This window comes from Marinilabilia rubra, assembly GCF_003121985.1.
Lineage (GTDB): Bacteria > Bacteroidota > Bacteroidia > Bacteroidales > Marinilabiliaceae > Marinilabilia > Marinilabilia rubra.
Genome location: NZ_QEWP01000003.1, coordinates 296,278 through 320,515, shown reverse-complemented (window position 1 = coordinate 320,515; position 24,238 = coordinate 296,278). Strand labels below are relative to the sequence as shown.

Here is a 24,238-nt window from a genome sequence, read left to right as displayed (position 1 = left end):
TAGCCTTTGTGTTGATTTCTTTTTCAAAGATAGCAACTTTCTATGCCTGCAGCAATTTTTTTCTCCTTCTGCTTGTTCAACTTCTTACTTTGTTGGTCATCCCCAATTGTTGGTATTTTAAACCATCCGGAGCGAAAATTGGTTCTCTTTTAATGTTTTGTTTCTAATTTTGGCCACATGAAGAAATTATGCTATAAAATACCAGGAATGGATTGTCCTTCAGAAGAGCGGATTATTCGTATGAAAATGGAGGAAGTTCCCGGAGTTAAGCATTTAGAGTTTGATTTAGATGGTCGTCAGCTAGACGTTATACATGAAGGTGATGGAGAAGAAATAACCCCACTGATCGAGTCTCTGAATATGGGAGGAAAGCTTAAGTCGGTGTCTGATGTGGAAGTGGATGCCTTTGAAATAGAAGATCTTTCTCGCGAACGTAAAATGCTTTGGGCTGTTCTAATCATCAATGCGGCATTTTTTGTTGGTGAAATGATTGCCGGCCTTCTTTCAGGTTCGATGGGGTTGGTTGCGGATTCCCTGGACATGTTGGCGGATGCGTTTGTTTATGGTTTAAGCTTGTGGGCGGTTGGAGCTCTGGTGGTTCGCAAGAAGCGGGTGGCAGCCGTAAGTGGTTATCTTCAGCTGGCTTTGGCTACGATGGGTTTGATAGAGGTCATCAGACGCGTTACCGGAGCCGATATTTTTCCCGATTTCCGTGCCATGATTGTGGTTTCCATTTTTGCCTTGGCTGCCAATGCAACCAGTCTATACTTGTTGCAAAAGTCGAAAAGTAAAGGGGAGCATGTTAAAGCGAGCATGATTTGTACTTCCAATGATGTTATAATTAACACAGGCATCATTATTTCAGCCGGTTTGGTTTACTGGACAGAATCGGCTATCCCTGACCTGGTAACCGGAAGTATTGTATTTTGTCTGGTGGTTTGGGGAGCCATCCGGATAATAAAATTATCGAAGTAGAATATTAGATGTTTAGATGGAAGATTTTTAGATCAAGGAGGAGTTTAATTGTCTAATATCCAGCTTCCAATCTCTAACGTCTAGCCTCTAATCATCTAACATCTAAAAATCTAAATAGAATGTCTCATTCACACCATCATCATATTACCAGCGGAAGAGCTTTTGCGATCGGCATCGGATTAAATCTGGCTTTTGTAGGCGTTGAAGTGTTTTACGGTTTGATGGCCAATTCATCAGCCCTTTTGGCTGATGCAGGGCACAATGCCAGCGATGTGTTGGGGCTCTTTTTTGCATGGGGCGCATTCCGCCTGGCCGGGAAAAAGCCCAATGGAAAATTCACTTACGGATTGCAGCGAAGTACCATTCTGTCTTCTATCCTAAACGCCGTATTGCTGTTTATTGCAGTCTTTTTTATTGCTAAGGATGCCATCGTTAAACTGGAGAATCCTGAGCCGGTTGCCGGAAGTAGTGTTATGATAGTAGCTGGTATAGGTGTAGTGATCAATACCATTACCGCATTGTTATTTATGAAAGGGCAGAAGCACGACCTCAATATTAAAGGTGCATTTCTGCACATGGCTGCTGATGCAGCAGTTTCGCTTGGAGTCGTTGTTGCCGGCTGGCTGATCAATACCACCGGCCTTCAGTGGATTGACCCCGCCGTGAGTTTTGTTATCATTGCTGTTGTGTTATATGGTACCTGGGGGTTGTTTGTTGATTCCATTAATCTGGCACTTGACGCAGTACCCAAAAAAATTGACATCGATGAGGTTCGCAACTCGTTGAATAAGTATCCTGGTGTTGAAGATGCACACGACCTTCATGTTTGGGCATTGAGTACCAATAAAACAGCTATTTCGGTCCATCTGGTAGTTCCTGAGGGAGGTGGTGATCAATTTTTGGCCGGTGTTCAGGGCATGTTAGAGAAAAAATTTGATATCTCACATGCCACAATTCAGGTAGAACAGCATACAGAGAATGACATTGAGTGTAATCACATTTGATTCAGACAAACTTTTTTCCTGTTTTGCAGTATAAAGGGGGGACGAACAAATTTGGGTTTGAAATTATATTCTTTTCAGGGTTATGACGCGATTCTTTCTGAAATATCTGGTGGGTGTTTTATTACTCCTTGGGAGTGAGGTTACCAGCGCTCAACTCACAAATGAATTTCGTCACTACTATCCGGAGTTTGAAAAACATCGTGCCAATCAGCTGCTTCTCCAGGTTTCCAATTTCAACTTTGTAAAAGATAACGAATACAAAAACAAGTTTGCCTGGGGACATACACTTATTGGTTATGGTATTCAGCCCTCTTTGATGTATTACGCCGGAGATAAGCTTCGACTGCGTGCCGGACTTTTTGTCCAGCAATACAGTGGCCTGGATTATTACAGTAAAGTACGGCCTGTTCTCTCGGCCCACCTCAAAATGTCACCCTCCTTTGAGGTTATCATGGGATCTCTGAGAGGTCACCTTCATCACGAAGTGATTGAGCCACTTTTCGATACCGAACGTCAGTTTACACGACCTGTAGAGAACGGGGTTCAATTCCTGGTTAATCGCCCCTGGTTGAAAATGGATGTTTGGGTGGATTGGGAACAGTATGTTCAGGAGGGCGATGATTTTCCCGAGTGGTTTACAGCCGGGATGAGCGCTGCTCCAACGCTTCTGAATGACTCTGTGCAGCCCTGGCAAATAACACTTCCTGTAAATATGATGGCTGTACATCGCGGAGGAGAAGTGAGCAACTATGTGGAGAAAGTGCAAACATCCATGAACCTGGCTGCAGGAATAAAAGTAAATCGAAAGCTAAATGGGGTTTTCAATGATGTGGGAGTGTTTGGCTATGCCATGAACTACCGCAACATAAACGAAGTCGGACCCATGGATGTGAACTCAGGAAATGCTTTTTATGTTGGGGCTACTGCCGATACCCGCAGCTTTAACCTGTTGGCCGGTTATTATCGCGGTCATGATTTTATAGCCTTACGCGGAGGTGGCAACTTCCAGTCGGTTTCATTGATTCGCGACAATATTTACATCCCCACCCGCGAACTCGCAACCATGAAAGTGGCCTACAACCGTATTTTTCTCAAAAAAATCAAGTTCTCTTTTCTTTTCGAAGGGTATTACGACATTCCGGATGCCCGGTTTGACTTTGCCCCGGGACTTCAGTTGACATTTTCTCCCAGCTTTTTTGTTACTGAGGCGGAGTTTTTTTAAGTCCTGAACCGCCAATGCCTCCCAACCTTAGATTGGTCAACTTCACTGGAAAGGGAGGGAGACAGAACAGAGCGGCAAGATACTTGTTTGGCACTTGTAGTTTTTAATTACTCTTTGCTTGAGAAGGTGAAATGATTAGTGACATTATTAATCATAGGCTGAATAATCCAAATTCCTAATGGGAAAAGAGCTATAAGTAAAAACAACCAGAATATATTTGGAAATCCTACTTTTAGTTTAGCCCGTTTTATTGTCTTTGCACAAATATAGGAAGTGTATACAAGTAATATTATTCTTGCCATTCCCCATGTGAGAATTCCCCATACAGAACGAGTTGATACAAAAAAAGCGTTAACTCCATTTTTACCTCCCATAATAGAGAAAGAAGTAATGACCAATGGAAAAATCCACAATGCAAAAATTGAAATCAACGTGATATAAAACCTTGATAAATTTGAGCGGTTTATTTTGAGGCTTTTTATTACCGACCATTCCCATGTAAGGAAAAACAGGAATAAAAATTCTATACTTATTGGGATGATAAAGAACCTGATACTCGGGTTTTTTTCAAAAGGAATTGAATTGTAAATAATGGAAGCTGTAATTATTGGAAACAATATTAAAGCTCCGAAGATTTGCCAATGTTTTGCTGTTAGTAATACTTTCATAGCGTGGTAAATATAAGTGGTTTAATCCTTAGCTTTAAAATGCCCCTGTTTGTTAGAGAAATAGGAACTTCCATCATTTCGTATGTTGGAGTGAATAACATTTTTTACAGAAAGATTTGAGTTTTTCCTGATATCGGCATTAAGGTTTTCGATGCTCGTATTGAAATGGGCACTTGAATTCGTCATGTCGATATTGGCTGTTTTTAAATACTTGGCTTCTACTTTCAATCGAGATTCCTGGGAAAGCGAAATGTTGAGGTTTTGCAGAGAATCCTTTTTGCGGATTCTTATTTCACCGGCTCTGCTTTTTATTACTGTGTTCTTGTCCGGGTTATTCAAAAGGTTTATGTGTGAATTATTGGCGGTTATGCTGTTTAGTTTCTTGTATTTAAGGGTGATGGCCTTACTTTTTCCTTTTAGATGGGGATTCTTTACAAAAAGGGTGTCATTTCTGACAAAAAAGAATGAAGTGTCGGGTTGTGTGTTTTTTAAATAGTGGTATTTTAATTGATTTTGGGTAGTGTCTTTTTCAATCATCAATACTGCATCGTCGTTTATCATTAAATGAGAAAAGGGTTTGGGCCTAAATTCTTTGGCCGAATGTGTTTCATAAAAATCGGGTTTATCTACCTCAAAAAGCAGAGAAAGGTGAAACAGGGCAATGATTGAGAAAAATACAATTAAAATTTTTTGACTTGATTTCATGATTTTTGGTTTAGATAATCTAACAAGGGTTTTAAGTCTTCACGGTCTAAATTCAGAAGTTTTACTTTTTCTATAAAGCCTGGAAGTATTTCGTTGAAAAAATTTTCTTTTCGGTGTTCCAAAATATTCTTCCGGGCTCCCGGAGCAACAAAATAACCTATTCCCCTGCGATTGGTGATAATTTCATCTCGTTGAAGTTCCATATAGGTTCTCATGATGGTGTTTTGGTTAACGCCCGTTATTGCTGCTTGTTGTCTGACGGAGGGTATCTTTTCGTTTTCTTTGAATTCACCTTGTAATATTTTGTCACAAATATTATCGGCAATTTGTTGGAATATTCCTCTGGTTTCGGCAAAATCCATTATTTCACCTCCTTTTCCTTAATACGGAAATAACCGTACAAGAGGGCTATTAAGGCCACTATCAGCATCGTTGCAGAATAAACCAAGCGTCTTGTGTTTAATTCCATGTTTTGGATATAAACAGAATACCATGAATGCTCCGCGGCAATATATTCTGCATACACGCTTGATAATACTATGTAGGCCCCCAAAATGAAAGCTATTTTAATTCCCGGGTATTTTCGAAACATGCAGGTGCCGGCAAATATGAGTGAAAGTATCAGAATTATACCTGACATTATTTGGCTGAGAGCTCCTGGTGAAAATATTTCGAAAGAATAGTTGATTGATAATGGTTCGAGTTCTGAATGAAGACCTAAATAATTCCGTATTAGATTTGTCACTTCGATGGTCAGCATTCCTGTCCCGAACAATAGAACCGGGAAAAACAATATGAGGAGGCCCATTCTTTCGAAAAGCTCGTAAATGAATTTTTCAAATGTAGATGCAGGTGCCAGGTAAAAAAGGAGCATTTTTTCTTTTTTTCTTAGCATTGGAAAGGCTTGCCCAATATATTGCACCCCCCCTATAAGGAATGAAACTACCAGGAAGATCTCCCAGTGCCCCCCATGCCAGTTTCCTTGATTATAGATGATCAGTACAGATAAAACAAAGAACGCGATTAAAGATGCTGTTGCAGCAGTTATCAATAAATTTTTGTAATTCATTTCGAGCCTGCTTATGGCATATTTTCCGAAACGCTTTATGCTAATTGTTTGATTTCGATTTTGCATTGTTTTGTTTTTTTAAGTCTGGTGCTGGTTTGTTGGGGCTTGTGGGTTTTACAAAGAAACTTGTCAAAATTGCTAATTCAGGTCAATACCGTGGATTACCGCGTTGAAGAGCAGTTCAATATCCACGGTTGATGGTGCCCCGTTACCCGGTTTTATTATTTTTTCGCCACCTGCCGAAGGTTCCTGGTATATGGCATTTTCTTTTTCAGGTTTTGTGGAAGTTGTGAAAGCATATTTTTCCGAAACGTCCCAAAGGCTTTGGTTGAATACTATCTTTCCCTGATTAATTATAAGTATTTTATCAATGAGGTTTTCAACGTCTTTTACCTGGTGAGTTGAAATAAGTACCAATTGGTTTTCGTTTACCGAGCTGGCCAAAACCTGGCGGAATATGGTTTTTGAGGGGATATCAAGCCCGTTGGTGGGTTCATCGAAAAGAAGTAGCTTGCAATTTGTGGAGAGGGCAAAGGCAATAAGAAATTTCTTTTTTTGTCCGTGAGAAAAATTTGTGAGTTTGTGCCTGGTGTTTATTCCGAACTGGAATATTATCTCTTCAAGTTTTTCCTGACTAAAGTTTGGGTAAAATTTCGCATTTATTTTGATGTATTTTCTTATGGTAATTTCCGGGAGAATGAAGTCTTCGGGAACCAAAAACAATTCTTCCAGAAATGAAGGGTATCGCCTGAAAGGAGCTTTGTTCATTACTTTAATTGATGCCTGGGGGGCATCAATTAGTCCGGCGATAATTTTCAATAGAGTGGATTTCCCACTTCCATTTACGCCCAGGAGTCCTGTTATGCTTCCCGGTTCTTGTGTAATTGATAAATTATTAAAAAGTTGGAAAGTCGGTCTATAGCCGAAGTTTAAATTTGAGATTTGGATCATGATTAATTCTTTTTACTGTTATAGTGTAATAGAACACCACAAAGGTAGACATGAATTTATATTTAGCAAGTGTTTTGCTAAAATGTTTTCAAAAAATTCCTATGCTCGCAGAGTGAAGAATAAAAAATGCCAGCCTATTTAGTGGGGAATCGTTCTGTGAATTTGTATTTGCCAGAATCACATGGCTGTTAGGCTCGTGAAGACGCTAAAAATTAATGGATTTAAGTTAAGTTTTCTTTTGAGCCAAAAGATTATTTTTGCAGGTCTATAGTATTTCTTCTAGTCTGATCACCGAAGCCTGCAACGTAGTCGTTTTGCAATAAGAGTCCGCCGACGACTTCTTTCGCTTGTAATTGCAAACTACCGATTTAATTCAACGTAGCAGCTGCTCGACTATGCCCCGCTATTGAGGGATTGTCTCGCGTTCTTACTCCATGTTGAGAAACAATAGTTCGTTAAATAAAACTAAACGCAGAGACGCAATGACGCAAAGATCTTATTATGAGAGAGTTAGTCTTGGTTTCTCGTGTTTTTCAACCAATTGATTTTCATGCAGATGAAAAAGTTTAACTAAGTATTGGAGAAATCGAATAAAGATATAAAAGCTGCATTAGCAATATTGCAGCTTTTGTTTTTCGGTTTGAGTTTATGTCCCCGGCTGGTGCGGATTTGTAATCCGCTCCTTCATATTTGGGGATTTTCAATCCACTTTTAATGAAAAATAACTTTTGGCAGGAATACCCTTTGCTAAGCGAATTATCGTTGGCAGCACAATGGTACAAGCCACAAATTTATCCCCAGCCTGGAGGAAGTTGGCAAAAAGAAGGTCGCATCACCTTCCTTTTATGCTAATATCCTAAAAATCATATTCCTAAAAACAAGCCTGTGTTTTTTGGTATGCATCCTACGGTAGAATGGAAAAAAATGCAACACCGAAAAAGTGAAGTGTAATGAGGGAAAAAAGAAGTGTAATAAAGAAAAACAGAAATGTAACAGTGAATTGTACGAATGTAATAATGGAAAATGCAATTGTAAAAGAAAGCAAGTGAGTTAAACCCGTTTTGAGACTAAAAGCGTAAGCAATAAATTTTTGTGGCAAACTATTGAGACCCAATTACGATTGCATTAAATTAAAAATGGTAAAAAAAGAGGGCAATTTTCCGGATGAACCACTTGAACCGGGCTAACGTAAGGTTAAAGAAAGTTACCCCCTAAACCGCCAGTGCCTTCCTGCCCAATACTTCCCGGCATAATCAATACCAACCCGGGGAGAAGTTGTAATTTCGGGTTTGATGGTAATATTTGTATTTTCCTCTACCCACAACCTTTCAGAAGAAATCAAATCCTCACCGTAAAACGACTTGTCAAGCATCAAAGCCTGACCAATGCGTCCCGGGCCTTCAATCTCTGCCGAGCCTCTTATCAAAACGGCCTGCGGATGGCCTTCCGCTCCGCTGGTGAAGTTGAGAAGCCAGTACATTCCGTAGATGAGATACACATAAACCAAACCTCCCTGGTGGTACATAACCTCTGTTCGTGGCGTTCTTCCTTTGCTGGCATGGCAGCCCAGATCTTCTTCTCCGCGGTAAGCCTCTGTCTCGTTAATCGTGAGCCTGAGTTCTTCTCCGGTTTCAAATTTGCGCACCAATGTCTTGCCCAGTAAATCGGGGGCTACGCTCAGAGCATCACGGGAAAAGAAGTCACGTGTTAATCGCATAAATCTAGTATTCTTTTCGTTCGGGGAATTCAGACCACATTTCTAATGGCTTCCACTTCCGCATGCGCTGTTGGGGCGTGCTTGTCGGTAACCCGGTTGCATCCGGTAGCTATTACTTTCCCTTCGTTTACAACAACCGCAGAGAAGGGACCTCCGCCATTTACAATGTTCTCCTCGGCAAGCCTGGCCGCCATTTCCATATATTTTTCGTGGCTATTCATTTTTAGTTAAGTTTCGAACTTACAAATATGTACAAAAGTGGCGGTTTTAAGAAATGGATGTTAAGCTGTTTCCGGCTTCCAATTCAGGGTTGACCGTGAGCCAAGATAATCAGGGGTTGAGGGAGGAACGGCGAACCTCCGGAATCTAACTTCTATCCTCTACTCTCTGTTATTTGTCTTCCCTCTTCGCCATTGCGTCTCAGCGTTTAGTTTTTTACTGTTTAGGACTTCTGAATTTTCTTTGTAAAAGATTGGTATTTAATAAAAATAGCCGTACTTTTGCGGCCGATTATTATCCGTGCTAAACGACACAAGTGGTTGTATCGCAGATGATTTGTTGCTGTTGCTGTTTGCCCGACGTCAATGGTAGCAAGGGATACACATGTGTCGTGTGATTATTTTTTAAATGTAGGTCTAATTTTCAAAAGAGGAAGACTGTGGATACTTTAAGTTACAAAACAAAATCGGCCTCACAAGCTACTATTAACAAAGAGTGGGTTGTGGTAGATGCCAGTGATATGGTGATTGGTCGTTTGAGTACTCGCGTGGCAAAATTGCTACGTGGAAAGTACAAACCGAATTATACGCCCCATTTAGATTGTGGCGATAATGTCATTGTTATCAATGCCGACAAGGTGAAGCTCACCGGAAAGAAATGGAGCGACCGTGTGTTTTATTCGCACAGTGGATTCCCAGGAGGACAGCGTGAGACTACCCCTGCTGAAATGTTTGCCAAAAATCCTGCAAAATTGGTTCAGCATGCAGTGAAAGGTATGTTGCCCAAAAACAAGCTGGGAAATAAGCTGTTCAAAAACCTGTATGTATATGCAGGAAGTGAGCACAACCAGGAAGCTCAGAAACCAAAGGTAATTGATATTAATACCATTAAATAAGCAGTATGGAAGTGATTAATGCAATTGGACGTAGGAAAGAGGCCATTGCCCGTATCTATGTTAGCGAGGGTAAAGGTCAGATTACCGTCAACAAAAGAGAATTGGCCACCTATTTTCCCACCCCTACACTTCAGTATATCGTTAAGCAACCATTGAATACTTTGAGTGTTGCAGGAGAATACGATATCAAAGTGACCCTTACCGGTGGTGGTATTAAAGGTCAGGCCGAGGCCACCCGCCTGGCGATCGCCAGAGCGTTGGTGAAAATCAATGAAGAAAACAAACCCGCTTTGCGTGCCGAAGGATTTCTTACCCGCGACTCTCGTGTTGTGGAACGTAAGAAACCAGGTCAACCAAAAGCGAGAAAACAATTCCAGTTTAGCAAGCGTTAATAATCGTCTGGTACGTTTAGTATCTAAACTATTAAGATTCCGCATCAGGGACTACTTGATGGTTGCTTTACACAGAATGTAAACGTTAAAAAAAAAGAAAATGCCCAGAACTAATTTTGATCAACTATTAGAGGCCGGTGTACATTTCGGCCACCTCAAAAGAAAGTGGAACCCCGCTATGGCTCCTTACGTGTTTATGGAGCGCAACGGTATTCACATTATAGACCTGCACAAAACTGCAGCTAAAATTGATGAAGCTGCGGATGCTTTGAAACAAATCGCCAAATCGGGCCGCAAAATTCTTTTCGTTGCTACCAAAAAGCAGGCAAAAGATATTATTGCTGATAAAGTTGGCGCTATTAATATGCCTTACGTTACCGAGCGTTGGTCGGGTGGTATGCTTACCAACTTCCCTACTGTTCGCAAGGCCGTGAAAAAAATGGGATCCATCGACAAGTTGATGGGTGACGATGCCTGGAATCGCCTCTCTAAACGTGAGAAGTTGCAGATTACCCGTCAGCGTGCCAAGCTTGAAAAAACTTTGGGTAGTATCAAAGATCTAAATCGTCTTCCTGCTGCTATGTTCGTGGTTGATGTGATGAAAGAACACATCGCCGTAAGAGAGGCCCAAAAGTTGAATATCCCTGTTTTTGCAATGGTGGATACCAATTCTGATCCCCGGAATGTTGACTTTGTAATTCCTGCCAATGACGATGCTTCAAACTCTATTGAGTTGATCGTTGACATTATGTCACAGTCAATCAAAGAAGGTTTGGCTGAGCGTAAAGCAGAAAAAGACAAAGAGCCTCAGGGGGATAAAAAAGGTGGTAAAAAAACTGAAGGTCGCCGCACTCGTGCCCGCAAAGAAGACACTGCTGCAAAACAGCCAGAAGCTTCTTCTGCAGACGAAAAAAAGGCGTCTGAAGAAAACACCAAAAAAGAAGAGTAGTATTGTTTGAGAAAGACTGCCTTTATTGCAGATCTTCTCTTATTAATAACCTTTTAAATTATATATCATGGCTATTACTGCTGCTGATGTAAGTAAACTCAGAAAAATGACCGGCGCCGGCATGATGGACTGTAAAAAAGCCCTTAAGGAAGCCGACGGCGACTTTGATAAAGCTGTAGAAGAGATCCGTAAAAAAGGTATGGCTGTTGCCAGCAAGCGTGCTGATCGTGAGGCTACTGAAGGTGCTGTGCTTTCGAAGGCTACTGATGATGCCAAAAAAGGTGCTTTGTTGGTTCTGAATTGCGAGACTGACTTTGTTGCCAAAAACGAAAGCTTTGTTGCTTTGGCTCAGTCGATCCTTGATCTTGGTCTTCAGAAGGGCGCAACAAGTTTGGAAGAGCTTAATGAGCTTGAACTTGACGGCGTTGCTGTTAAAGACGTGATCACCGAGCAGATTGGTGTGATTGGTGAAAAGCTGGAGTTGGCCTCTTTCGATGTTATCGAAGCTGAAAAAGTAGTGGCTTACATCCACCCAGGTAACAAACTGGCTACCATCGTTGGTTTCAACAAAGCCGATATCGATGATCAAATGGCTAAGGATGTTGCCATGCAAGCTGCCGCTATGGCACCTGTGGCTATCGATCGTGACTCTGTTCCTCAGGATGTTATTGAGAAAGAGTTGGAGATTGGTAAAGATATGGCCCGTAACGAAGGTAAACCTGAAGCTATGCTTGACAAAATTGCTCAGGGACGCCTTGGTAAATTCTTTAAAGAGAGCACGCTGCTAGAGCAGGCTTTTGTTAAAGACAACAAAGTGTCTATCAAGCAATACCTGCAGGGAGCTGACAAAGAGTTAACCGTTACTGCTTTCAGTCGTTACTCTTTGAGCTAATATTTTTGCAGATAATTTTTCGCAATAAATTCAGGCCCGGTCAAAAATTGACCGGGCTTTTTTGGTGCTTAATCCTGAATATCCGAAGGTCAAATTCTAACGAACCAGTGTGACGGAAAATAATTTTGTATTTTTGCATTCCGGATAGAAACAGAACTTTTGATCAATTTAAAACAAACCTTTTCAGGACTATTAAAGGCAAATTATGCAATACAAACGAATTCTTTTAAAACTGTCCGGGGAGTCGCTAATGGGCGCTCAGGGACATGGCATTGACTCCGGTCGGTTGAATGATTATGCTGAGCAGATTACTGATCTTGTTAAAAATGGTGTTCAGGTGGCCATAGTTATTGGTGGTGGAAATATTTTTCGGGGCTTAAGTGGTGCTGCTGCCGGTTTTGATCGTTACAAAGGTGATCAGATGGGGATGTTGGCAACTGTGATAAACAGCCTTGCGTTGGCTTCTGCTCTGGATGGTATGGGCACTCGTGCAAGAGTGATGACAGCTATTCGTATGGAGCCGGTGGGGGAGCTTTATGCACAGCCTAAGGCTATTGATGCGCTCAATAATGGGGAGGTTGTAATTGTATCCGGAGGAACCGGAAACCCTTATTTTACAACTGATACTGCTTCTGCACTCAGGGGGATAGAATTAAAGGCAGATGTAATGCTAAAAGGGACCCGTGTTGATGGGGTTTATACTGCTGATCCGGAAAAGGATCCTTCTGCAACAAAATTTGACACCATTACCTTTGATGAAATATACAACAAAGGGCTTAAAGTGATGGATCTTACCGCCACCACTATGTGCAAAGAGAATAATTTGCCTGTAATGGTATTCAATATGGATGAAAAGGGTAATTTATTGAAGGTGATGAGTGGAGATAATATTGGTACTTTGGTTAAGTAAAAAGAAAGCCGGCAAAATAATATCGTGCCGGCATATTTTTTGTTCTTCGGGTACTTGGCGATGGAGTTTGGGAGGTTATGCTCTTTGCTTTCTGATGATGGAGAGAGCTTCCTCTCTTACATCCAGGGGTAGTTTGATGCCTCTTGCCATGAGGCTTCTAAGCCAATCGCTCACCTCGTGGGGATGCATAGTGGTTAAAACTTCCCTGAATTGTTTCGTTTCTTGTTGGGAGTACTGGTCAGGCAGTTTGCCTTTGAAAACATCCAGTTCCTCATCGTTGAAGTAAATGACATCACCGTGAGTGTGTGCAATAAGGCTTTCCTTATCGCAGACTTCATGGGCACCACAACAATCGGCGGGAGGGGCCTGAATTTCCTGGGTATGGTCAGTCTTTCGGACTGAAAAACCACTGATAGTCAGTGCTAAAATCAAAGCAATTGCTATGCTAATAAGTAAAATCCACATGCTGCAAAAATAATAAAAAAACAATAGAATATTATGGGGCAGAAGAAGGTTATGAATGCTGAAGAGTTGCACTTCTTAGGCATAAAAGTTGTTTACAAGGATTTGGTTGATAAAGGGTATGAGGTTTTGAATGTTCGCAGAGAGATGGACGTAGATCCGCAAATTCTTGCCCGTAAAGATGGGCTGATGCTTTTTATCGTTGTTCGTACAGAAGCTTTTCCTGATATGGGTGTTTTAAAGCCGGGAGTGGCAGCCAGAGTGGGGATGCATGCCAATAAACATCAGGCTGTATGTTATTTTGCCAGCGTGGGAATTGCCAATGCCAATGGCGATAATGATGAAGAGATGGCACAGCCTGAAGTTGATGGTGAGTACTATATCAACTACAAAGGGCTTCAGCCTTTCCCCCAATAAAATTTCCTGAATTCATATTCGTACTGTGATGTTTTTATTTTAAGTCACGGGACGATGAAGTGATCCTGAAAAGAAGATAATGAACGGAATGAATCAATTTGACTTTAAACGATTCTGGAGAAAGTACGGCAACTTTGTTCTCGCAGGTTTGTTTTTCTTATTTATAATAAACAACTGCCAGCAGCAAGCTCGTTATTCGGAGCGTGAGAAAACGGTGGAGCAGCAAACTGAGGCTCCCTCACAGATGGAAAAAGACAGCTCTAAGCTGAAAACTTTTGAGGAGCTGATGCGCCAACGTCAGCCAAATCAACCTGAGGGGCCCGGCAGTTTTTTTATCATGTTGCTGCTTTTGGGCCTTGGTGTCGGTATTGTTTGGGTCACCAGACAGCCTTGGATGATTGCCCTTTGGCAGAACTGGTTTCCCGGCAAAGTCCACCTTAAAGTGTTTAAAAGTAAAGATAAGATTACAGGAAAGAACCTTGTAAAAGTTTCCATTGAGAATAATACACGTGATGGACTAACCTTTCTGCCTCCTCAGCTGGTTTTTAAAAGCTGGGGCAATGAGCGGCGTTTTCGGTTAAAAGGCAGTAATCAGGAAGATATGTTTCCATTAACATTGACTCCTGGAACCGGGCATCGGTTGGTTCTGGATCTTGATCAGTTTTATGAAAAAATTCCTGATCTTAGAAAAGCAAATCGGGTAGGGGCAATGGTTGAAACTACAGATGGAAAGATTTATAAAAAGTTTCTTTTGCCTGGTTGGGTGAATTTGTTGTTTAAATAGCGTTTGCTGAAAAGTGCTTATATTTTTTATATGAGGCCAACTGACAACTAATATTTGAGTATATGAAAAAACTGTGGGAGCGATATAGCAGAAAAAAGCGATGGTGGTCCATCGCTCTTGATTTTATTTTTGTGTTGCTGTTGATAGGAATGCTTATTCCTTCAACCAGAAAGCCACTTTCTGCATTTATGATACGTCAAACGCTTTTTTCTCCTTCCGAAGTCGATGAAGTGGTGTTTCTTAAAAAGAAGGACTGGGAGATGCAAATTGTTCCGGAGAAGGGGGGTGATGTTGTTGATTTGGGGGATTTTGAGGGTAAGCCTGTGTTTTTGAATTTTTGGGCCACGTGGTGTCCACCATGTATTGCCGAGATGCCCTCCATTCAGGATTTGTATGATGAGTATAAGGACGAAGTGGCTTTCGTTCTCATAAGCAGGGAGTCATCGAATGTAATAAATAATTTTATGCAGAAAAACGAATATACCCTCCCTTCCTTTTCTTTAAAAAGTCGAGTTCCTGCTATTTTTGAAACTTCTACCATCCCTGCTACATACCTCATAAGCCCTGCCGGCAGATTGATGATCAGAAAAACCGGAGCTGCCAAATGGGATTCTGATAGAATAAAAAGAATGTTGGATGATATGATTGAGTGACTTATTTATAGAGCAATGGGAATGGATTAAGTAAAATTATGGAAAATTGTGCCATAAAAAAAAGCGGTGTTTTTCACCGCTTTTTTTATGTATGTTTAATTTTAATACTCTGCAAATTAATTATTTGTACTAAAAAAATGATTATTTGTTAACGTACAGAATATCAATATGCTAAGAATCATTTTACATCTTTCCTGACTGCTGTCAGGCAGGTATCTAAAAATCTACCGATCTATTGTAAGTTAGAATCTGTAACGTAATCCAAGTGCTAACCCAAATCCAAAAGGATCACTCGGCGTATCGCTCAATGATAGTTCCGGTCTCGTGTCAATAGAAATTTGCAAGGGTACTTCTTCAAAGTTGTACTCAATACCAGCATTCAGAGCGGCAGCGATATAAACACCGCTGTCATCCAGATCATGTTCATTGTAAGACCAGCTTCCCAATGCAGGACCTAATCCCAAATACCAGTAAAAGCCGCTTTCGATAGGCATAACCCACTGGTAAATTCCTGTCAGTTTCCAATAGTCAAAATCGCCACGGCCTCCAAACCCAAGATCCAATTCAGCGCGATTTCCGCTGAAGGGTGTTTGAAAACTAATCTCGGCATCATGCCCCACTCCACCTCCAAAACGAAGACCAATGGCATTGCTTCCGCGTTGAGCCTGAGTTGTAAAAGGTAAGGTTAGTAAAACAGCGACAATTACAAATAACAGTTTCTTCATATCCATAAGAGTTTATTGTTTCAAAAATTTCACGGGTTCATTTTATAGCAAATGTTATACCAATCAAAGAAACGCTCTGAAGGGCGTTTTGTTGTTTTAAGATGTTAAAAAGGGGAAGTTGCATAAATAAAAAAGCCCCGACGATTATCATCGGGGCTTTCAGTGTTGTCCCGCCAGGATTCGAACCCGGACTAGATGGACCAAAACCACCTGTGCTACCTTTACACAACGGGACAAACATTCAGTTGCTTTTTCCTTTAAAAGCGATGCAAATATAGGAGCTTTTTAGTGAACTCACAAAAAATATTTCTCAAAAAAATAAACTTTATTCCTTCTGTATTTGTGTTTGCTTTTACCATCCTTTTGCAATAGTTTAGCACCCAAAAGATTATTTTGATGGATAGGGTACCGGTTTTTTTGAAAAAAAATCTCTCAGGGTTGTTGGTTTTTTTCTTCAGCCTGGCAATTTATGCCATTACCATGTCGCCAACAACCAATTTTTGGGACAGCGGTGAGTTTATTGCTTCAGCGAACGGTCTTCAGGTTCCTCACCCTCCCGGCGCGCCTCTTTATTTGTTGTTGGCCCGTGTATTGGCTTCTTTTGCTCCCACTCCGGTATTAGTGGCTCCATTTGTTAACTTCTTATCAGTGGTCGCCTCTGCTTTTGCGGTATTTTTCATCTATAAGATATTGCTGATATTAATAAGCTTGTCCGATGCACGGGAGGGAGGACAGCACTATTGTATTGGTCAAATAGCTGCTTCAGGTGGTGCTCTCTTGTTCGCATTTACTGATTCTTTTTGGTATTCAGCCGTTGAAGCCGAAGTTTATGCTCTGTCGTTATTTTTTTCAGTACTTACACTTTGGGTCTTTCTATTATGGTATACAAGGGAGAATAATGAATCCCGCCTGTTTTTTCTGGGTGTCTATTTTTTAGGTCTTTCAATTGCCGTTCATTTACTGAATTTGTTACTGGTTCCGGTTTTTGTTCTGATATTTTTCTGGAAGAAATCAGGCCATCTGCCTATAATCACAGTTAAAGCTTTGCTGGTTGGGGTATTGTTACTCGGGCTTTTGTTTTTCGGGTTTGTGACTTATGGGTTGTGGCCTGCCATGAAGCTTGAATTATTTCTGGTTAATGGTGTCGGAATGCCGCAGCATTCCGGATTGTGGCTGTGGGTCATTATATTAATGGGTATTCATGTGGCAGGAATACATTTTACTTTTAGGAAGCAGCAGGTTCTTCATCTTATTTTTGTGACCTCAGCCTTGATCTTCATGGGCTGGTTTTCTTATGCATTGGTGCCTGTGAGGGCATCGGCCGGGCCTGCCATCAATATGAATGATCCGGACAATGTGTTTTCGCTAAACAATTATATTAACAGAACTCAATATGGCAGCCGTCCTTTGCTGTATGGACCTCATGCCGGTGCAACTGTAAAAAACTGGGAAGAATATCAGGCCTTTTATTTCGATGAAAAGGACCGCAAATACCAAAAGAAACCAGCAGGGGCCCGGTTAAATTTTAAGGCAGATGATTATGTATGGTTTCCCCGGATGTACAGTCGCCAGGCCTATCACCTTGAGGGGTATGAATGGTGGACAGGACTCAATGCTAAAGAGAAAGAGCCTTCTTTTGCCCATCAATTGGATTTCTTTCTGAAGTATCAGATGGGACATAATTTTCTGAGGTATCTTATGTGGAATTTAGTGGGCCGACAAAATGACCATCAGGGACATGGTGATATTCTATCGGGGAATTGGGCCTCAGGTATCGATTTTATTGACAGGTATTTTCTCGGGAACCGGGAATATCTTTCTTCGCAGGATCAATATAGCCCCGCAGCCAATTTCTATTTTGGAATTCCTCTTTTGCTAGTGCTGCTGGGGGGCGTGTTTCTTCTTAGATCCGGAAATGGGAAGAGAATGAATGTTCTGACCTTGCTTATTTTAATGTTTGTGATGATGGGGCCTGCCATTGTGCTCTACCTGAATCAACCTCCCTATGAACCACGGGAGCGCGACTATGTTTTTGTAGGAGCTTTTATGACAATGTCGCTGTTTGCAGGTATGGGAATTTACGGAATACTGAAGAAAGTTCTGCAATTTTCCGGATCATTGTTAACTCTCAGTTTATCAGGGCTGTTGTTGATCATGGCAGGTCCCGGGTTAATGTTTTCGGTTAATCTGAATGATCATGACCGGTCTGAAAGATATCTGGCAAGGGATCTGGCTGCTTCTCAGCTTAGAAGTTGTCCTCCCAATGCCATTTTGTTTACTTACGGTGATAATGATACCTATCCGTTATGGTACGCACAGCAGGTGGAGAAAGTGCGGCCCGATGTTCACCTTGTAAATATAGGACTTTTGGGAACCGACTGGTATGTTGAGCAAATGACAAATGAAACAAGTGGAGGATCTAACCTGCAATTGACCCTTCCAATTTCATTTTACCGGCAGCATGCACTTGAGTTTTTCCGGGTTTCAAGAATGCATTCAAGTGGACTGGCAGGCAAGAAGATCCTTTCGGAGTTAGCCTCGTCGGAAACAGAAAGAAAAGAACCTGATGGCTTTTTTGGGCACGACTTGAATCCCATATGGACACTACGAACACAGCAGGGGAAGACCTTGCAATGGAATGTTCAGGCCAATTTCCTTTCCTCCGGAACTTTAGCCCTTATGGATTTTATTTTCACCAATGCTTCCGTGCACCCCGTTTGTTTTACACGAAATGTGGAATACTCTTCCCTGTATGGTTTGGAAAACCGTTTTGTGAGCCATGGTTTGATATGGAAGCTTGGTGGAGAAGAGAATTCTCAAAAGGGTCGAAATTCAGTAATGAAGGAATTGGCGCTTTTTTCAGACAGCATTCAGATTTCAAGAGAGGATACCTGGTATGATTATTCCTGCCGACAAGCATTGTCATTATCGGGCTATCGCCAGATGTCGCTTGATCTTGCGAGAGATCTCCTGGAATATGGAGAGGAAAAAAAGGCTTCTGAGGTCCTTCGGAAAAGTCTGGATGAATGGCCGTATTCACCTTATCAGGAACAGGCCGGTATGCTTGATGCTGCCCGGTTGCTGATGCTGAGTGGTGAGAGAGAGCAGGCTGAGCAGCTGGTTAGAAATATATCGTACATCAATTTGCAGGATGTTTACTTTTATTTTTATTCAGGTTTCGATACCGAACATATCCGCCGGAAATATTGCGGGTTTTTCAAGGAGTTGAAGTCTCTTGCTAAGGAGTTGGAATTGAAAGATGTTACCATAGAAATTGATATGGAATTGCACTCAATGTGTGATTTTTGAACTTTCAAACATATTCGTCTTTATGATAAAAGTCATAAAAATGAATCGTGGAATTATGCAGGATCAAATAAATCCTTTAACTTGCACCCTCAAAACAAAAGAGTAAGCGGAGTGAAGTTGTTGGAGAATATTTGCCTTCCTGACCGGGACTAAAATGATCATTCTTCTTTATCTGCCCGTCTTTTCAAACAGATTAAAATGCACAATTACAATCCACACACCTTTCATGTGCCGGTAATGGGTATTGGTTATACTATTGATAGCCCTTTAAAGCTGGCCCATTTGGGAATTTCTTCAGTCGTGTCTTTAGTTGATGACATGCTGATGGAAAAAATGCGAGAATTTCACAGCAAAAAAGCCAATCTTCCCTTTCAGGGAATTACAATGAAAATGGAAGATTTCAGGGCTAAGAGAATAACGGCCTTTCTTGATTTGATGGACGGGATGGTTAAATCCCGAATCGATAATATGAAAAGCTCTTTTAATAAAAAGAGCGAAGAAGTGGACAGGTATTTCGATCTGTTGCCTGACTTTTCCATGGTTAAACAGACCTATCTGCATTTGAAAGCGAATGCCGGGATTAAGGAACTTAAGAACTGGGTAGCTGCCAATTTGCATCCTGGACAGATTGATGTTAATATCATGACCAAGCTCGATCGTACTAACTATTCGGGTTCTGAGCCACTTCCGGTAGAATACAATGATGCCCATGCAGCTCTTCGCGGATTCGCTAAGAGTACGCTGGAATCTTCAGTTGTTTTATCCGCAGGAATGAACCCCCGGTTGTTTAGCTACATTGAAAAATGGGACGACTTTTATCCTGATGAAAGCGGATACATTAAAAAGAGAGTAATTATCAAAGTAAGTGATTTCCGCTCTGCTATGGTTCAGGGAAAAATGTTGGCCAAAAAAGGAATCTGGGTTTCAGAATTCCGTATCGAATCCGGGCTGAATTGTGGCGGACACGCCTTTGCTTCGCAAGGAAATCTTATTGGACCTGTTCTTGAGGAATTTAAAAGCAAACGAAAACAACTTGTGGATGGCCAGTTTGAGGCACTCCAAAGTGCATTGGCTGCAAAAAATAAGCCTTGTCCGGCCATCAATCCCGAACTTCGGATTACCGCTCAGGGAGGTGTGGGAACGGCTGAAGAACATTCTTTTCTTTTAAATCACTACCAACTTGATTCAGTGGGATGGGGTACACCCTTTATGCTGGTGCCTGAAGCCGTAAGTATTGATCAGGAAACGCTTGATAAACTGGCTTCAGCCCGTGAGAAGGATTTGTATCTTAGCAATATATCTCCTCTTGGAGTGCCTTTCAATAACCTGAGGGGCAATACAAAAGACGAGGAGAAATTCAGGAACGTCAGAAATCAAACCCCGGGAAGCCATTGTATAAAGCAGTATTGCACCATTAACAGTGAATTCCCCGGAAAGCCTGTTTGTACTGCTTCACGCCAGTATCAGCGCGATAAAATTCTTGATATTGAGACTACTTATACTGAGCAGGCTGCCATTGACAAAGCCACAAAAGAGGTAACTGAGAAGGCTTGTATTTGTGTTGGGCTGGGTACTTCGGCTTTGAAAGCCAATGGGATTTCCACGAAATTTGAAGGCAAGGGTGTTTCAGTTTGCCCGGGGCCTAATATGGCTTATTTCACTCGTGAGGCATCTTTGAAAGAGATGGTCGGGCACATTTATGGAGCAAACGATTTGCTTGAGCGTAAAGACCGCCCTAATGTATTTGTGAAAGAGCTGGGAATCTATGTGGATTATTTCAATAATCAGCTTAAAAAGCTGGAGGAAAATGATGATAAGGCTAAATTGAATAATAAGAAGTTCCTCCGCTCTCTTAAAGAGGGCATTCAGTATTACCGCGAATTGTTTGCTCAAAACAAAGATTCTTTCTCGAATTCATGCCATGAAGCATTGCAGATGATCGAAACTCTGGAAGAGAAGCTAACCATGGCAGAAGTTTCTTATGCCTGATAAGAGTTCGGTGAATACTTAAGTAGAGATTAAGCAGGGATTTTTCTAACTTTTGTGTATTTTTGGCAAACTTGTAATCAATCAATTTGATCTGTGTAGATTTTGACTCTTATGAGATAAGATGAATACAGGTCCTGAGATTGGTTGTGAGTTTTTTATTGCGTTTGTTCGACTTTCATTCAGAAACGAAGGAAAACATTATACAATGAGACAATACAAAAAGTTCAACCTTGCTTTTGGCTGGCTTACCTTCTTAATTTCAGCCATTGTTTATCTTCTGACCATAGAACCTACGACCAGCTTCTGGGATTGTGGTGAGTTTATTTCTGCATCCTATAAATTATTGGTAGGTCACCCTCCGGGGGCGCCATTCTTTATGTTGATGGGACGTTTCTTTACATTGTTTGCCCCCGATGAAACGTATGTAGCCGCAACTATCAACGCCATGTCTGGTCTGGCAAGTGCTATGACAATTGCCTTCTTGTTCTGGACCATTACACATTTGGCCCGGAAAATATTTGTTGACAATCAGGAGAATCCTGAGAGCTGGCGCTACTGGGCTGTACTAGGCAGCGGACTAGTAGGAGCCTTGACTTACACTTTTTCCGATACATTTTGGTTTTCCGCTGTTGAAGGCGAAGTGTACGGTATGTCCAGTCTGTTTACAGCTATGGTTTTCTGGGCTATTCTCAAATGGGAAAACGTCGCAGATCAACCTCATTCCAACCGGTGGTTAATATTGATTGCATACTTAATGGGGCTCTCCATAGGTGTTCACTTACTTAACCTTTTGGCCATTCCCGCCATAGCAATGGTATATTATTTCAAAAAGTTTGAAATCAACCGTAAGAATACCATCCGTGCACTGGTTCTTTCTGCTGTTGCTTTACTTTTTATTCTATACGGAATTATTCCGGGAGTACCCAAAATTGCCGGTGCTTTTGAGTTGGCATTTGTCAATGGCATGGGGCTTCCTTTTAATTCAGGATTGCTGGTTTACGGAATTCTTTTAATTGGAGGATTGATTTATGGAATTTATTTTTCCTTCAAAAAGAAGAAGGTGGTTCTCAATACCATCCTTACGGCCATTACCGTTATCATTTTTGGCTATTCATCCTTTGCATTGATAGTGATCCGTTCATCTGCAGAACCAACTATGGATCAGAACTCTCCTGATAACTTGTTTTCGCTCATTTCTTATTTAAATCGTGAGCAATACGGTGACCGTCCGCTTATAGTGGGGGAATATTTCAACTCACAAATCGACCGTAAAGCTTCCCAGGAAGAAAAAGGTGCGCCTGTCCGAATTAAAAAGGATGGAGAATATGTGACCGTTCAGCATCGACCTAAATATGTTTTTAACGATAAGACGACCACCATATTTCCAAGGATGTACAGCCGGCAGCCTAACCATATTCAAGAATATAAAAGATGGGCTAATATTGAGGGGCAGTCGGTAAGGGTAACCGATGAGACAGGAAGTCCGAAAACCATCCAGTTGCCCACATTCGGAGAGAACCTAAGCTTTTTCTTCAATTATCAGGTGCGGCATATGTATTGGCGTTACTTCATGTGGAATTTTGCGGGCCGCCAAAATGATATTCAATCCCATGGGGAGGTTCACCATGGAAACTGGATCTCCGGAATTCCCTTTATTGATAACGCCATGTATGGTGATCAGAGTAAATTGCCTGAACACCTTAAAAATAATCCCGCACGTAATACCTACTTTTTCCTGCCACTTCTGTTAGGATTGATAGGGCTTTTATTTCAGTATGGTTCCGGAAGGCAAGGTAAACAAAGCTTTTGGATTGTTATGTTGCTCTTTTTCCTCACCGGATTGGCCATCGTATTATATTTGAACCAAACGCCCCTTCAACCACGTGAGCGTGACTATGCTTATGCCGGATCTTTCTATGCTTTTTCCATCTGGATTGGTTTAGGTGTCCTGGCATTGGTCGATGGCTTGAGAAAACTAATGGGAGGTAAAGGAGCAGCAGTGGTTTCCACTCTTGTGGCTCTGGGGCTTGTCCCGGGCGTTTTAGCTTCCGAAAACTGGGATGATCATGACCGTTCGCATCGTACCATTGCCCGGGATTTGGCGATAAATTATCTGAATACAATTGACGAGGACGGAGTGATATACACCAATGGGGATAATGATACTTTCCCCTTGTGGTACGCTCAGGAAGTTGAAGGTGTGAGAACAGATGTAAGAGTTTGTAATCTGAGTTATCTTCAAACCGACTGGTACATCGACCAGATGAAGCGTAAATCATATGAGTCAGATCCATTGCCAATTTCATTGAACCATGATGAATATGTTACCGGAACCCGGGATATGGTTTATTTAATAGACCGCGTTACCGGAGAAGCCGATCTGAAAGATGCTATGGGATTTCTGAAAAGTGAAAATGAACGTACAAAGCGAGTTCCCGGATATAGCGGGCGGGTAGAATATCTGCCATCTAAAACATTTTCTTTAAAAGCCGATAGTCTTAAACTGTTGCAGAAAGGTTATGTGAGTGAGCAATATTCGCATATGATTGATTCGGCTATTCATATCAATCTTCAGGATCGTGATTATCTTCTCAAAAATGAGATGATTGTTTTGGATATGCTGTCTCATAACAACTGGGACAGACCAATTTTCTATGCCGTTACTGTTGGTAGTGACAATTATGTTGGTTTGGAGGATTATTTCCAGTTGGAAGGATTTGGTTATCGGATTGTTCCCATTAAGGCCGGAAGCAATGAAGGGATGACTGGTCGTGTGGATACCGAAAAGGCTTATCATAATTTCATGGAGGTTTACAATCTGGATAACTTTAAAGATCCCCGTGTGTATCTCGACGAGAATCACCAGAGAATGGCAATTAATATTCGAAATAACATGGCGCGTCTGGCTACAGCACTTCTTGACGAAGGTAAGCGGGAGAAAGCTGTTGGTGTATTGAATAAGGCGATGGATGTGTTGCCTGCTAAAAAGGTTCCGCATAATTACTTCTCAATTTTCCTGGCAGAAGGCTACTATCGTGCCGACATGGCTGAAAAAGGTGATGAAATATTGGAAGGGCTTGCTTCATTAAACTTTCAGGAGTTGGATTATTTCCTTTCTCTGCCACCGTCAAAACGTAACACAGTTATGACTGAAATACGGAGAAATATGGCGATCTATGGAGAGATTGTCAGAACTGCCGAGACTTTTGAGCGGGATGATTTACTGGAGCGTTTGAACAAACAATATGACAACAGTTTGCAACGAATGGGCTTTTTTGAATAAAAGCCAGTTTGTCGCATTTAGGAATTAGGTTAAATATTTTGGAGGCAT

24 protein-coding genes and 1 tRNA gene are annotated in these 24,238 nt (G+C 41.4%); 15 read left to right on the top strand and 10 right to left on the bottom strand.

Annotated elements, in window-relative coordinates; translation table 11 throughout:
* The first annotated feature begins 177 nt into the window (after nucleotides 1–177).
* The 3 genes from DDZ16_RS05785 (at nucleotide 178) to DDZ16_RS05775 (ending at nucleotide 3,201) form a co-directional block, all read left to right on the top strand.
* Nucleotides 178–975, top strand: a complete 798-nt coding sequence (locus DDZ16_RS05785; RefSeq protein ID WP_198416678.1) for a cation transporter — start codon at nucleotides 178–180, stop codon at nucleotides 973–975.
* Nucleotides 976–1,094: 119 nt separating this feature from the next.
* Complete coding sequence (locus DDZ16_RS05780; RefSeq protein WP_109263480.1) at nucleotides 1,095–1,979, top strand: cation diffusion facilitator family transporter; 885 nt, start codon at nucleotides 1,095–1,097, stop codon at nucleotides 1,977–1,979.
* An 82-nt stretch (nucleotides 1,980–2,061) separates the two neighbouring features.
* Nucleotides 2,062–3,201 carry a hypothetical protein gene (locus DDZ16_RS05775; RefSeq protein WP_109263479.1) on the top strand — a complete coding sequence of 380 codons (1,140 nt, stop codon included), beginning with the start codon at nucleotides 2,062–2,064 and terminating at the stop codon, nucleotides 3,199–3,201.
* Between the two features lie 107 nt (nucleotides 3,202–3,308).
* Here the strand turns inward: DDZ16_RS05775 and DDZ16_RS05770 are convergent, their stop codons facing one another.
* From DDZ16_RS05770 to DDZ16_RS05750, 5 genes are all read right to left on the bottom strand, one after another.
* Entirely contained in the window at nucleotides 3,309–3,869 is a 561-nt protein-coding gene (locus tag DDZ16_RS05770; RefSeq protein WP_109263478.1) for a hypothetical protein, read from the bottom strand.
* Between the two features lie 21 nt (nucleotides 3,870–3,890).
* Nucleotides 3,891–4,574 carry a hypothetical protein gene (locus DDZ16_RS05765; RefSeq protein ID WP_109263477.1) on the bottom strand — a complete coding sequence of 228 codons (684 nt, stop codon included), beginning with the start codon at nucleotides 4,572–4,574 and terminating at the stop codon, nucleotides 3,891–3,893.
* Entirely contained in the window at nucleotides 4,571–4,936 is a 366-nt protein-coding gene (locus DDZ16_RS05760; RefSeq protein ID WP_109263476.1) for a GntR family transcriptional regulator, read from the bottom strand. Before DDZ16_RS05760 ends, DDZ16_RS05765 begins: the two co-directional genes overlap by 4 nt.
* On the bottom strand, nucleotides 4,936–5,709 hold the full coding sequence (locus tag DDZ16_RS05755) for a hypothetical protein (RefSeq protein ID WP_109263475.1): 774 nt from the start codon (nucleotides 5,707–5,709) through the stop codon (nucleotides 4,936–4,938). Before DDZ16_RS05755 ends, DDZ16_RS05760 begins: the two co-directional genes overlap by 1 nt.
* Nucleotides 5,710–5,781: 72 nt before the next feature.
* Nucleotides 5,782–6,594 (bottom strand): ABC transporter ATP-binding protein, encoded by an 813-nt coding sequence (locus tag DDZ16_RS05750; protein ID WP_109263474.1) that lies wholly within the window; start codon nucleotides 6,592–6,594, stop codon nucleotides 5,782–5,784.
* 714 nt (nucleotides 6,595–7,308) lie between these two features.
* Here DDZ16_RS05750 and DDZ16_RS20700 point away from each other — a divergent pair.
* Complete coding sequence (locus DDZ16_RS20700) at nucleotides 7,309–7,446, top strand: hypothetical protein (RefSeq protein WP_158275613.1); 138 nt, start codon at nucleotides 7,309–7,311, stop codon at nucleotides 7,444–7,446.
* 352 nt (nucleotides 7,447–7,798) lie between these two features.
* Here the strand turns inward: DDZ16_RS20700 and DDZ16_RS05745 are convergent, their stop codons facing one another.
* The gene (locus DDZ16_RS05745; protein WP_109263473.1) at nucleotides 7,799–8,311 is read right to left on the bottom strand and encodes a DNA-3-methyladenine glycosylase; all 513 of its coding nucleotides are present in this window, start codon (nucleotides 8,309–8,311) and stop codon (nucleotides 7,799–7,801) included.
* Nucleotides 8,312–8,340: 29 nt separating this feature from the next.
* Nucleotides 8,341–8,532: a deaminase gene (locus DDZ16_RS05740; protein WP_109263472.1), complete on the bottom strand. Its 192-nt coding sequence runs from the start codon at nucleotides 8,530–8,532 to the stop codon at nucleotides 8,341–8,343.
* 437 nt (nucleotides 8,533–8,969) lie between these two features.
* On the opposite strand from DDZ16_RS05740, the gene rplM reads away from it, so the two are divergent.
* From rplM to pyrH, 5 genes are all read left to right on the top strand, one after another.
* Nucleotides 8,970–9,425, top strand: a complete 456-nt coding sequence (gene rplM / locus DDZ16_RS05735; protein WP_109263471.1) for a 50S ribosomal protein L13 — start codon at nucleotides 8,970–8,972, stop codon at nucleotides 9,423–9,425.
* A gap of 5 nt (nucleotides 9,426–9,430) precedes the next feature.
* Nucleotides 9,431–9,817 (top strand): 30S ribosomal protein S9, encoded by a 387-nt coding sequence (gene rpsI, locus DDZ16_RS05730; RefSeq protein ID WP_109263470.1) that lies wholly within the window; start codon nucleotides 9,431–9,433, stop codon nucleotides 9,815–9,817.
* A 100-nt stretch (nucleotides 9,818–9,917) separates the two neighbouring features.
* Nucleotides 9,918–10,766 (top strand): 30S ribosomal protein S2, encoded by an 849-nt coding sequence (gene rpsB / locus DDZ16_RS05725; protein ID WP_109263469.1) that lies wholly within the window; start codon nucleotides 9,918–9,920, stop codon nucleotides 10,764–10,766.
* Between the two features lie 67 nt (nucleotides 10,767–10,833).
* Complete coding sequence (gene tsf / locus DDZ16_RS05720) at nucleotides 10,834–11,658, top strand: translation elongation factor Ts (RefSeq protein ID WP_109263468.1); 825 nt, start codon at nucleotides 10,834–10,836, stop codon at nucleotides 11,656–11,658.
* A gap of 205 nt (nucleotides 11,659–11,863) precedes the next feature.
* Nucleotides 11,864–12,568 (top strand): UMP kinase, encoded by a 705-nt coding sequence (gene pyrH / locus DDZ16_RS05715; protein ID WP_198416677.1) that lies wholly within the window; start codon nucleotides 11,864–11,866, stop codon nucleotides 12,566–12,568.
* A 75-nt stretch (nucleotides 12,569–12,643) separates the two neighbouring features.
* On the opposite strand, the gene DDZ16_RS05710 is transcribed toward pyrH, so the two are convergent.
* On the bottom strand, nucleotides 12,644–13,033 hold the full coding sequence (locus DDZ16_RS05710; RefSeq protein WP_109263466.1) for a hypothetical protein: 390 nt from the start codon (nucleotides 13,031–13,033) through the stop codon (nucleotides 12,644–12,646).
* A gap of 33 nt (nucleotides 13,034–13,066) precedes the next feature.
* Here DDZ16_RS05710 and DDZ16_RS05705 point away from each other — a divergent pair, with 33 nt between their 5' ends.
* The 3 genes from DDZ16_RS05705 to DDZ16_RS05695 all read left to right on the top strand — a co-directional run bounded on the left by DDZ16_RS05705 (nucleotide 13,067) and on the right by DDZ16_RS05695 (nucleotide 14,884).
* The gene (locus DDZ16_RS05705; RefSeq protein WP_109263465.1) at nucleotides 13,067–13,447 is read left to right on the top strand and encodes a hypothetical protein; all 381 of its coding nucleotides are present in this window, start codon (nucleotides 13,067–13,069) and stop codon (nucleotides 13,445–13,447) included.
* 79 nt (nucleotides 13,448–13,526) lie between these two features.
* The gene (locus DDZ16_RS05700; protein ID WP_232526563.1) at nucleotides 13,527–14,231 is read left to right on the top strand and encodes a hypothetical protein; all 705 of its coding nucleotides are present in this window, start codon (nucleotides 13,527–13,529) and stop codon (nucleotides 14,229–14,231) included.
* Between the two features lie 62 nt (nucleotides 14,232–14,293).
* Nucleotides 14,294–14,884 carry a TlpA disulfide reductase family protein gene (locus DDZ16_RS05695; protein ID WP_109263464.1) on the top strand — a complete coding sequence of 197 codons (591 nt, stop codon included), beginning with the start codon at nucleotides 14,294–14,296 and terminating at the stop codon, nucleotides 14,882–14,884.
* A 242-nt stretch (nucleotides 14,885–15,126) separates the two neighbouring features.
* Here the strand turns inward: DDZ16_RS05695 and DDZ16_RS05690 are convergent, their stop codons facing one another.
* Together DDZ16_RS05690 and DDZ16_RS05685 are read right to left on the bottom strand one after the other, a co-directional pair.
* Nucleotides 15,127–15,609 (bottom strand): hypothetical protein, encoded by a 483-nt coding sequence (locus tag DDZ16_RS05690; protein ID WP_109263589.1) that lies wholly within the window; start codon nucleotides 15,607–15,609, stop codon nucleotides 15,127–15,129.
* 165 nt (nucleotides 15,610–15,774) lie between these two features.
* Nucleotides 15,775–15,845: transfer RNA gene (locus DDZ16_RS05685), tRNA-Gln, on the bottom strand.
* Nucleotides 15,846–16,005: 160 nt separating this feature from the next.
* Here DDZ16_RS05685 and DDZ16_RS05680 point away from each other — a divergent pair.
* The 3 genes from DDZ16_RS05680 (at nucleotide 16,006) to DDZ16_RS05670 (ending at nucleotide 24,190) form a co-directional block, all read left to right on the top strand.
* Nucleotides 16,006–18,918, top strand: coding sequence for a glycosyltransferase family 117 protein (locus tag DDZ16_RS05680; RefSeq protein ID WP_109263463.1), 2,913 nt, complete (start codon nucleotides 16,006–16,008; stop codon nucleotides 18,916–18,918).
* A gap of 198 nt (nucleotides 18,919–19,116) precedes the next feature.
* Nucleotides 19,117–20,907: a hypothetical protein gene (locus tag DDZ16_RS05675; RefSeq protein WP_232526562.1), complete on the top strand. Its 1,791-nt coding sequence runs from the start codon at nucleotides 19,117–19,119 to the stop codon at nucleotides 20,905–20,907.
* Between the two features lie 205 nt (nucleotides 20,908–21,112).
* Nucleotides 21,113–24,190, top strand: a complete 3,078-nt coding sequence (locus DDZ16_RS05670) for a glycosyltransferase family 117 protein (RefSeq protein ID WP_109263462.1) — start codon at nucleotides 21,113–21,115, stop codon at nucleotides 24,188–24,190.
* Nucleotides 24,191–24,238 lie beyond the last annotated feature (48 nt).

Coding starts and splice junctions, on each gene's coding strand:
- DDZ16_RS05785 (WP_198416678.1), top strand. CDS start 178: ATGAAGAAATTATGCTATAAAATACCAGGAATGGATTGTCCTTCAGAA.
- DDZ16_RS05780 (WP_109263480.1), top strand. CDS start 1,095: ATGTCTCATTCACACCATCATCATATTACCAGCGGAAGAGCTTTTGCG.
- DDZ16_RS05775 (WP_109263479.1), top strand. CDS start 2,062: ATGACGCGATTCTTTCTGAAATATCTGGTGGGTGTTTTATTACTCCTT.
- DDZ16_RS05770 (WP_109263478.1), bottom strand. CDS start 3,869: ATGAAAGTATTACTAACAGCAAAACATTGGCAAATCTTCGGAGCTTTA.
- DDZ16_RS05765 (WP_109263477.1), bottom strand. CDS start 4,574: ATGAAATCAAGTCAAAAAATTTTAATTGTATTTTTCTCAATCATTGCC.
- DDZ16_RS05760 (WP_109263476.1), bottom strand. CDS start 4,936: ATGGATTTTGCCGAAACCAGAGGAATATTCCAACAAATTGCCGATAAT.
- DDZ16_RS05755 (WP_109263475.1), bottom strand. CDS start 5,709: ATGCAAAATCGAAATCAAACAATTAGCATAAAGCGTTTCGGAAAATAT.
- DDZ16_RS05750 (WP_109263474.1), bottom strand. CDS start 6,594: ATGATCCAAATCTCAAATTTAAACTTCGGCTATAGACCGACTTTCCAA.
- DDZ16_RS20700 (WP_158275613.1), top strand. CDS start 7,309: ATGAAAAATAACTTTTGGCAGGAATACCCTTTGCTAAGCGAATTATCG.
- DDZ16_RS05745 (WP_109263473.1), bottom strand. CDS start 8,311: ATGCGATTAACACGTGACTTCTTTTCCCGTGATGCTCTGAGCGTAGCC.
- DDZ16_RS05740 (WP_109263472.1), bottom strand. CDS start 8,532: ATGAATAGCCACGAAAAATATATGGAAATGGCGGCCAGGCTTGCCGAG.
- rpsI (WP_109263470.1), top strand. CDS start 9,431: ATGGAAGTGATTAATGCAATTGGACGTAGGAAAGAGGCCATTGCCCGT.
- rpsB (WP_109263469.1), top strand. CDS start 9,918: ATGCCCAGAACTAATTTTGATCAACTATTAGAGGCCGGTGTACATTTC.
- tsf (WP_109263468.1), top strand. CDS start 10,834: ATGGCTATTACTGCTGCTGATGTAAGTAAACTCAGAAAAATGACCGGC.
- pyrH (WP_198416677.1), top strand. CDS start 11,864: ATGCAATACAAACGAATTCTTTTAAAACTGTCCGGGGAGTCGCTAATG.
- DDZ16_RS05710 (WP_109263466.1), bottom strand. CDS start 13,033: ATGTGGATTTTACTTATTAGCATAGCAATTGCTTTGATTTTAGCACTG.
- DDZ16_RS05705 (WP_109263465.1), top strand. CDS start 13,067: ATGGGGCAGAAGAAGGTTATGAATGCTGAAGAGTTGCACTTCTTAGGC.
- DDZ16_RS05700 (WP_232526563.1), top strand. CDS start 13,527: ATGAACGGAATGAATCAATTTGACTTTAAACGATTCTGGAGAAAGTAC.
- DDZ16_RS05695 (WP_109263464.1), top strand. CDS start 14,294: ATGAAAAAACTGTGGGAGCGATATAGCAGAAAAAAGCGATGGTGGTCC.
- DDZ16_RS05690 (WP_109263589.1), bottom strand. CDS start 15,609: ATGAAGAAACTGTTATTTGTAATTGTCGCTGTTTTACTAACCTTACCT.
- DDZ16_RS05680 (WP_109263463.1), top strand. CDS start 16,006: ATGGATAGGGTACCGGTTTTTTTGAAAAAAAATCTCTCAGGGTTGTTG.
- DDZ16_RS05675 (WP_232526562.1), top strand. CDS start 19,117: ATGCACAATTACAATCCACACACCTTTCATGTGCCGGTAATGGGTATT.
- DDZ16_RS05670 (WP_109263462.1), top strand. CDS start 21,113: ATGAGACAATACAAAAAGTTCAACCTTGCTTTTGGCTGGCTTACCTTC.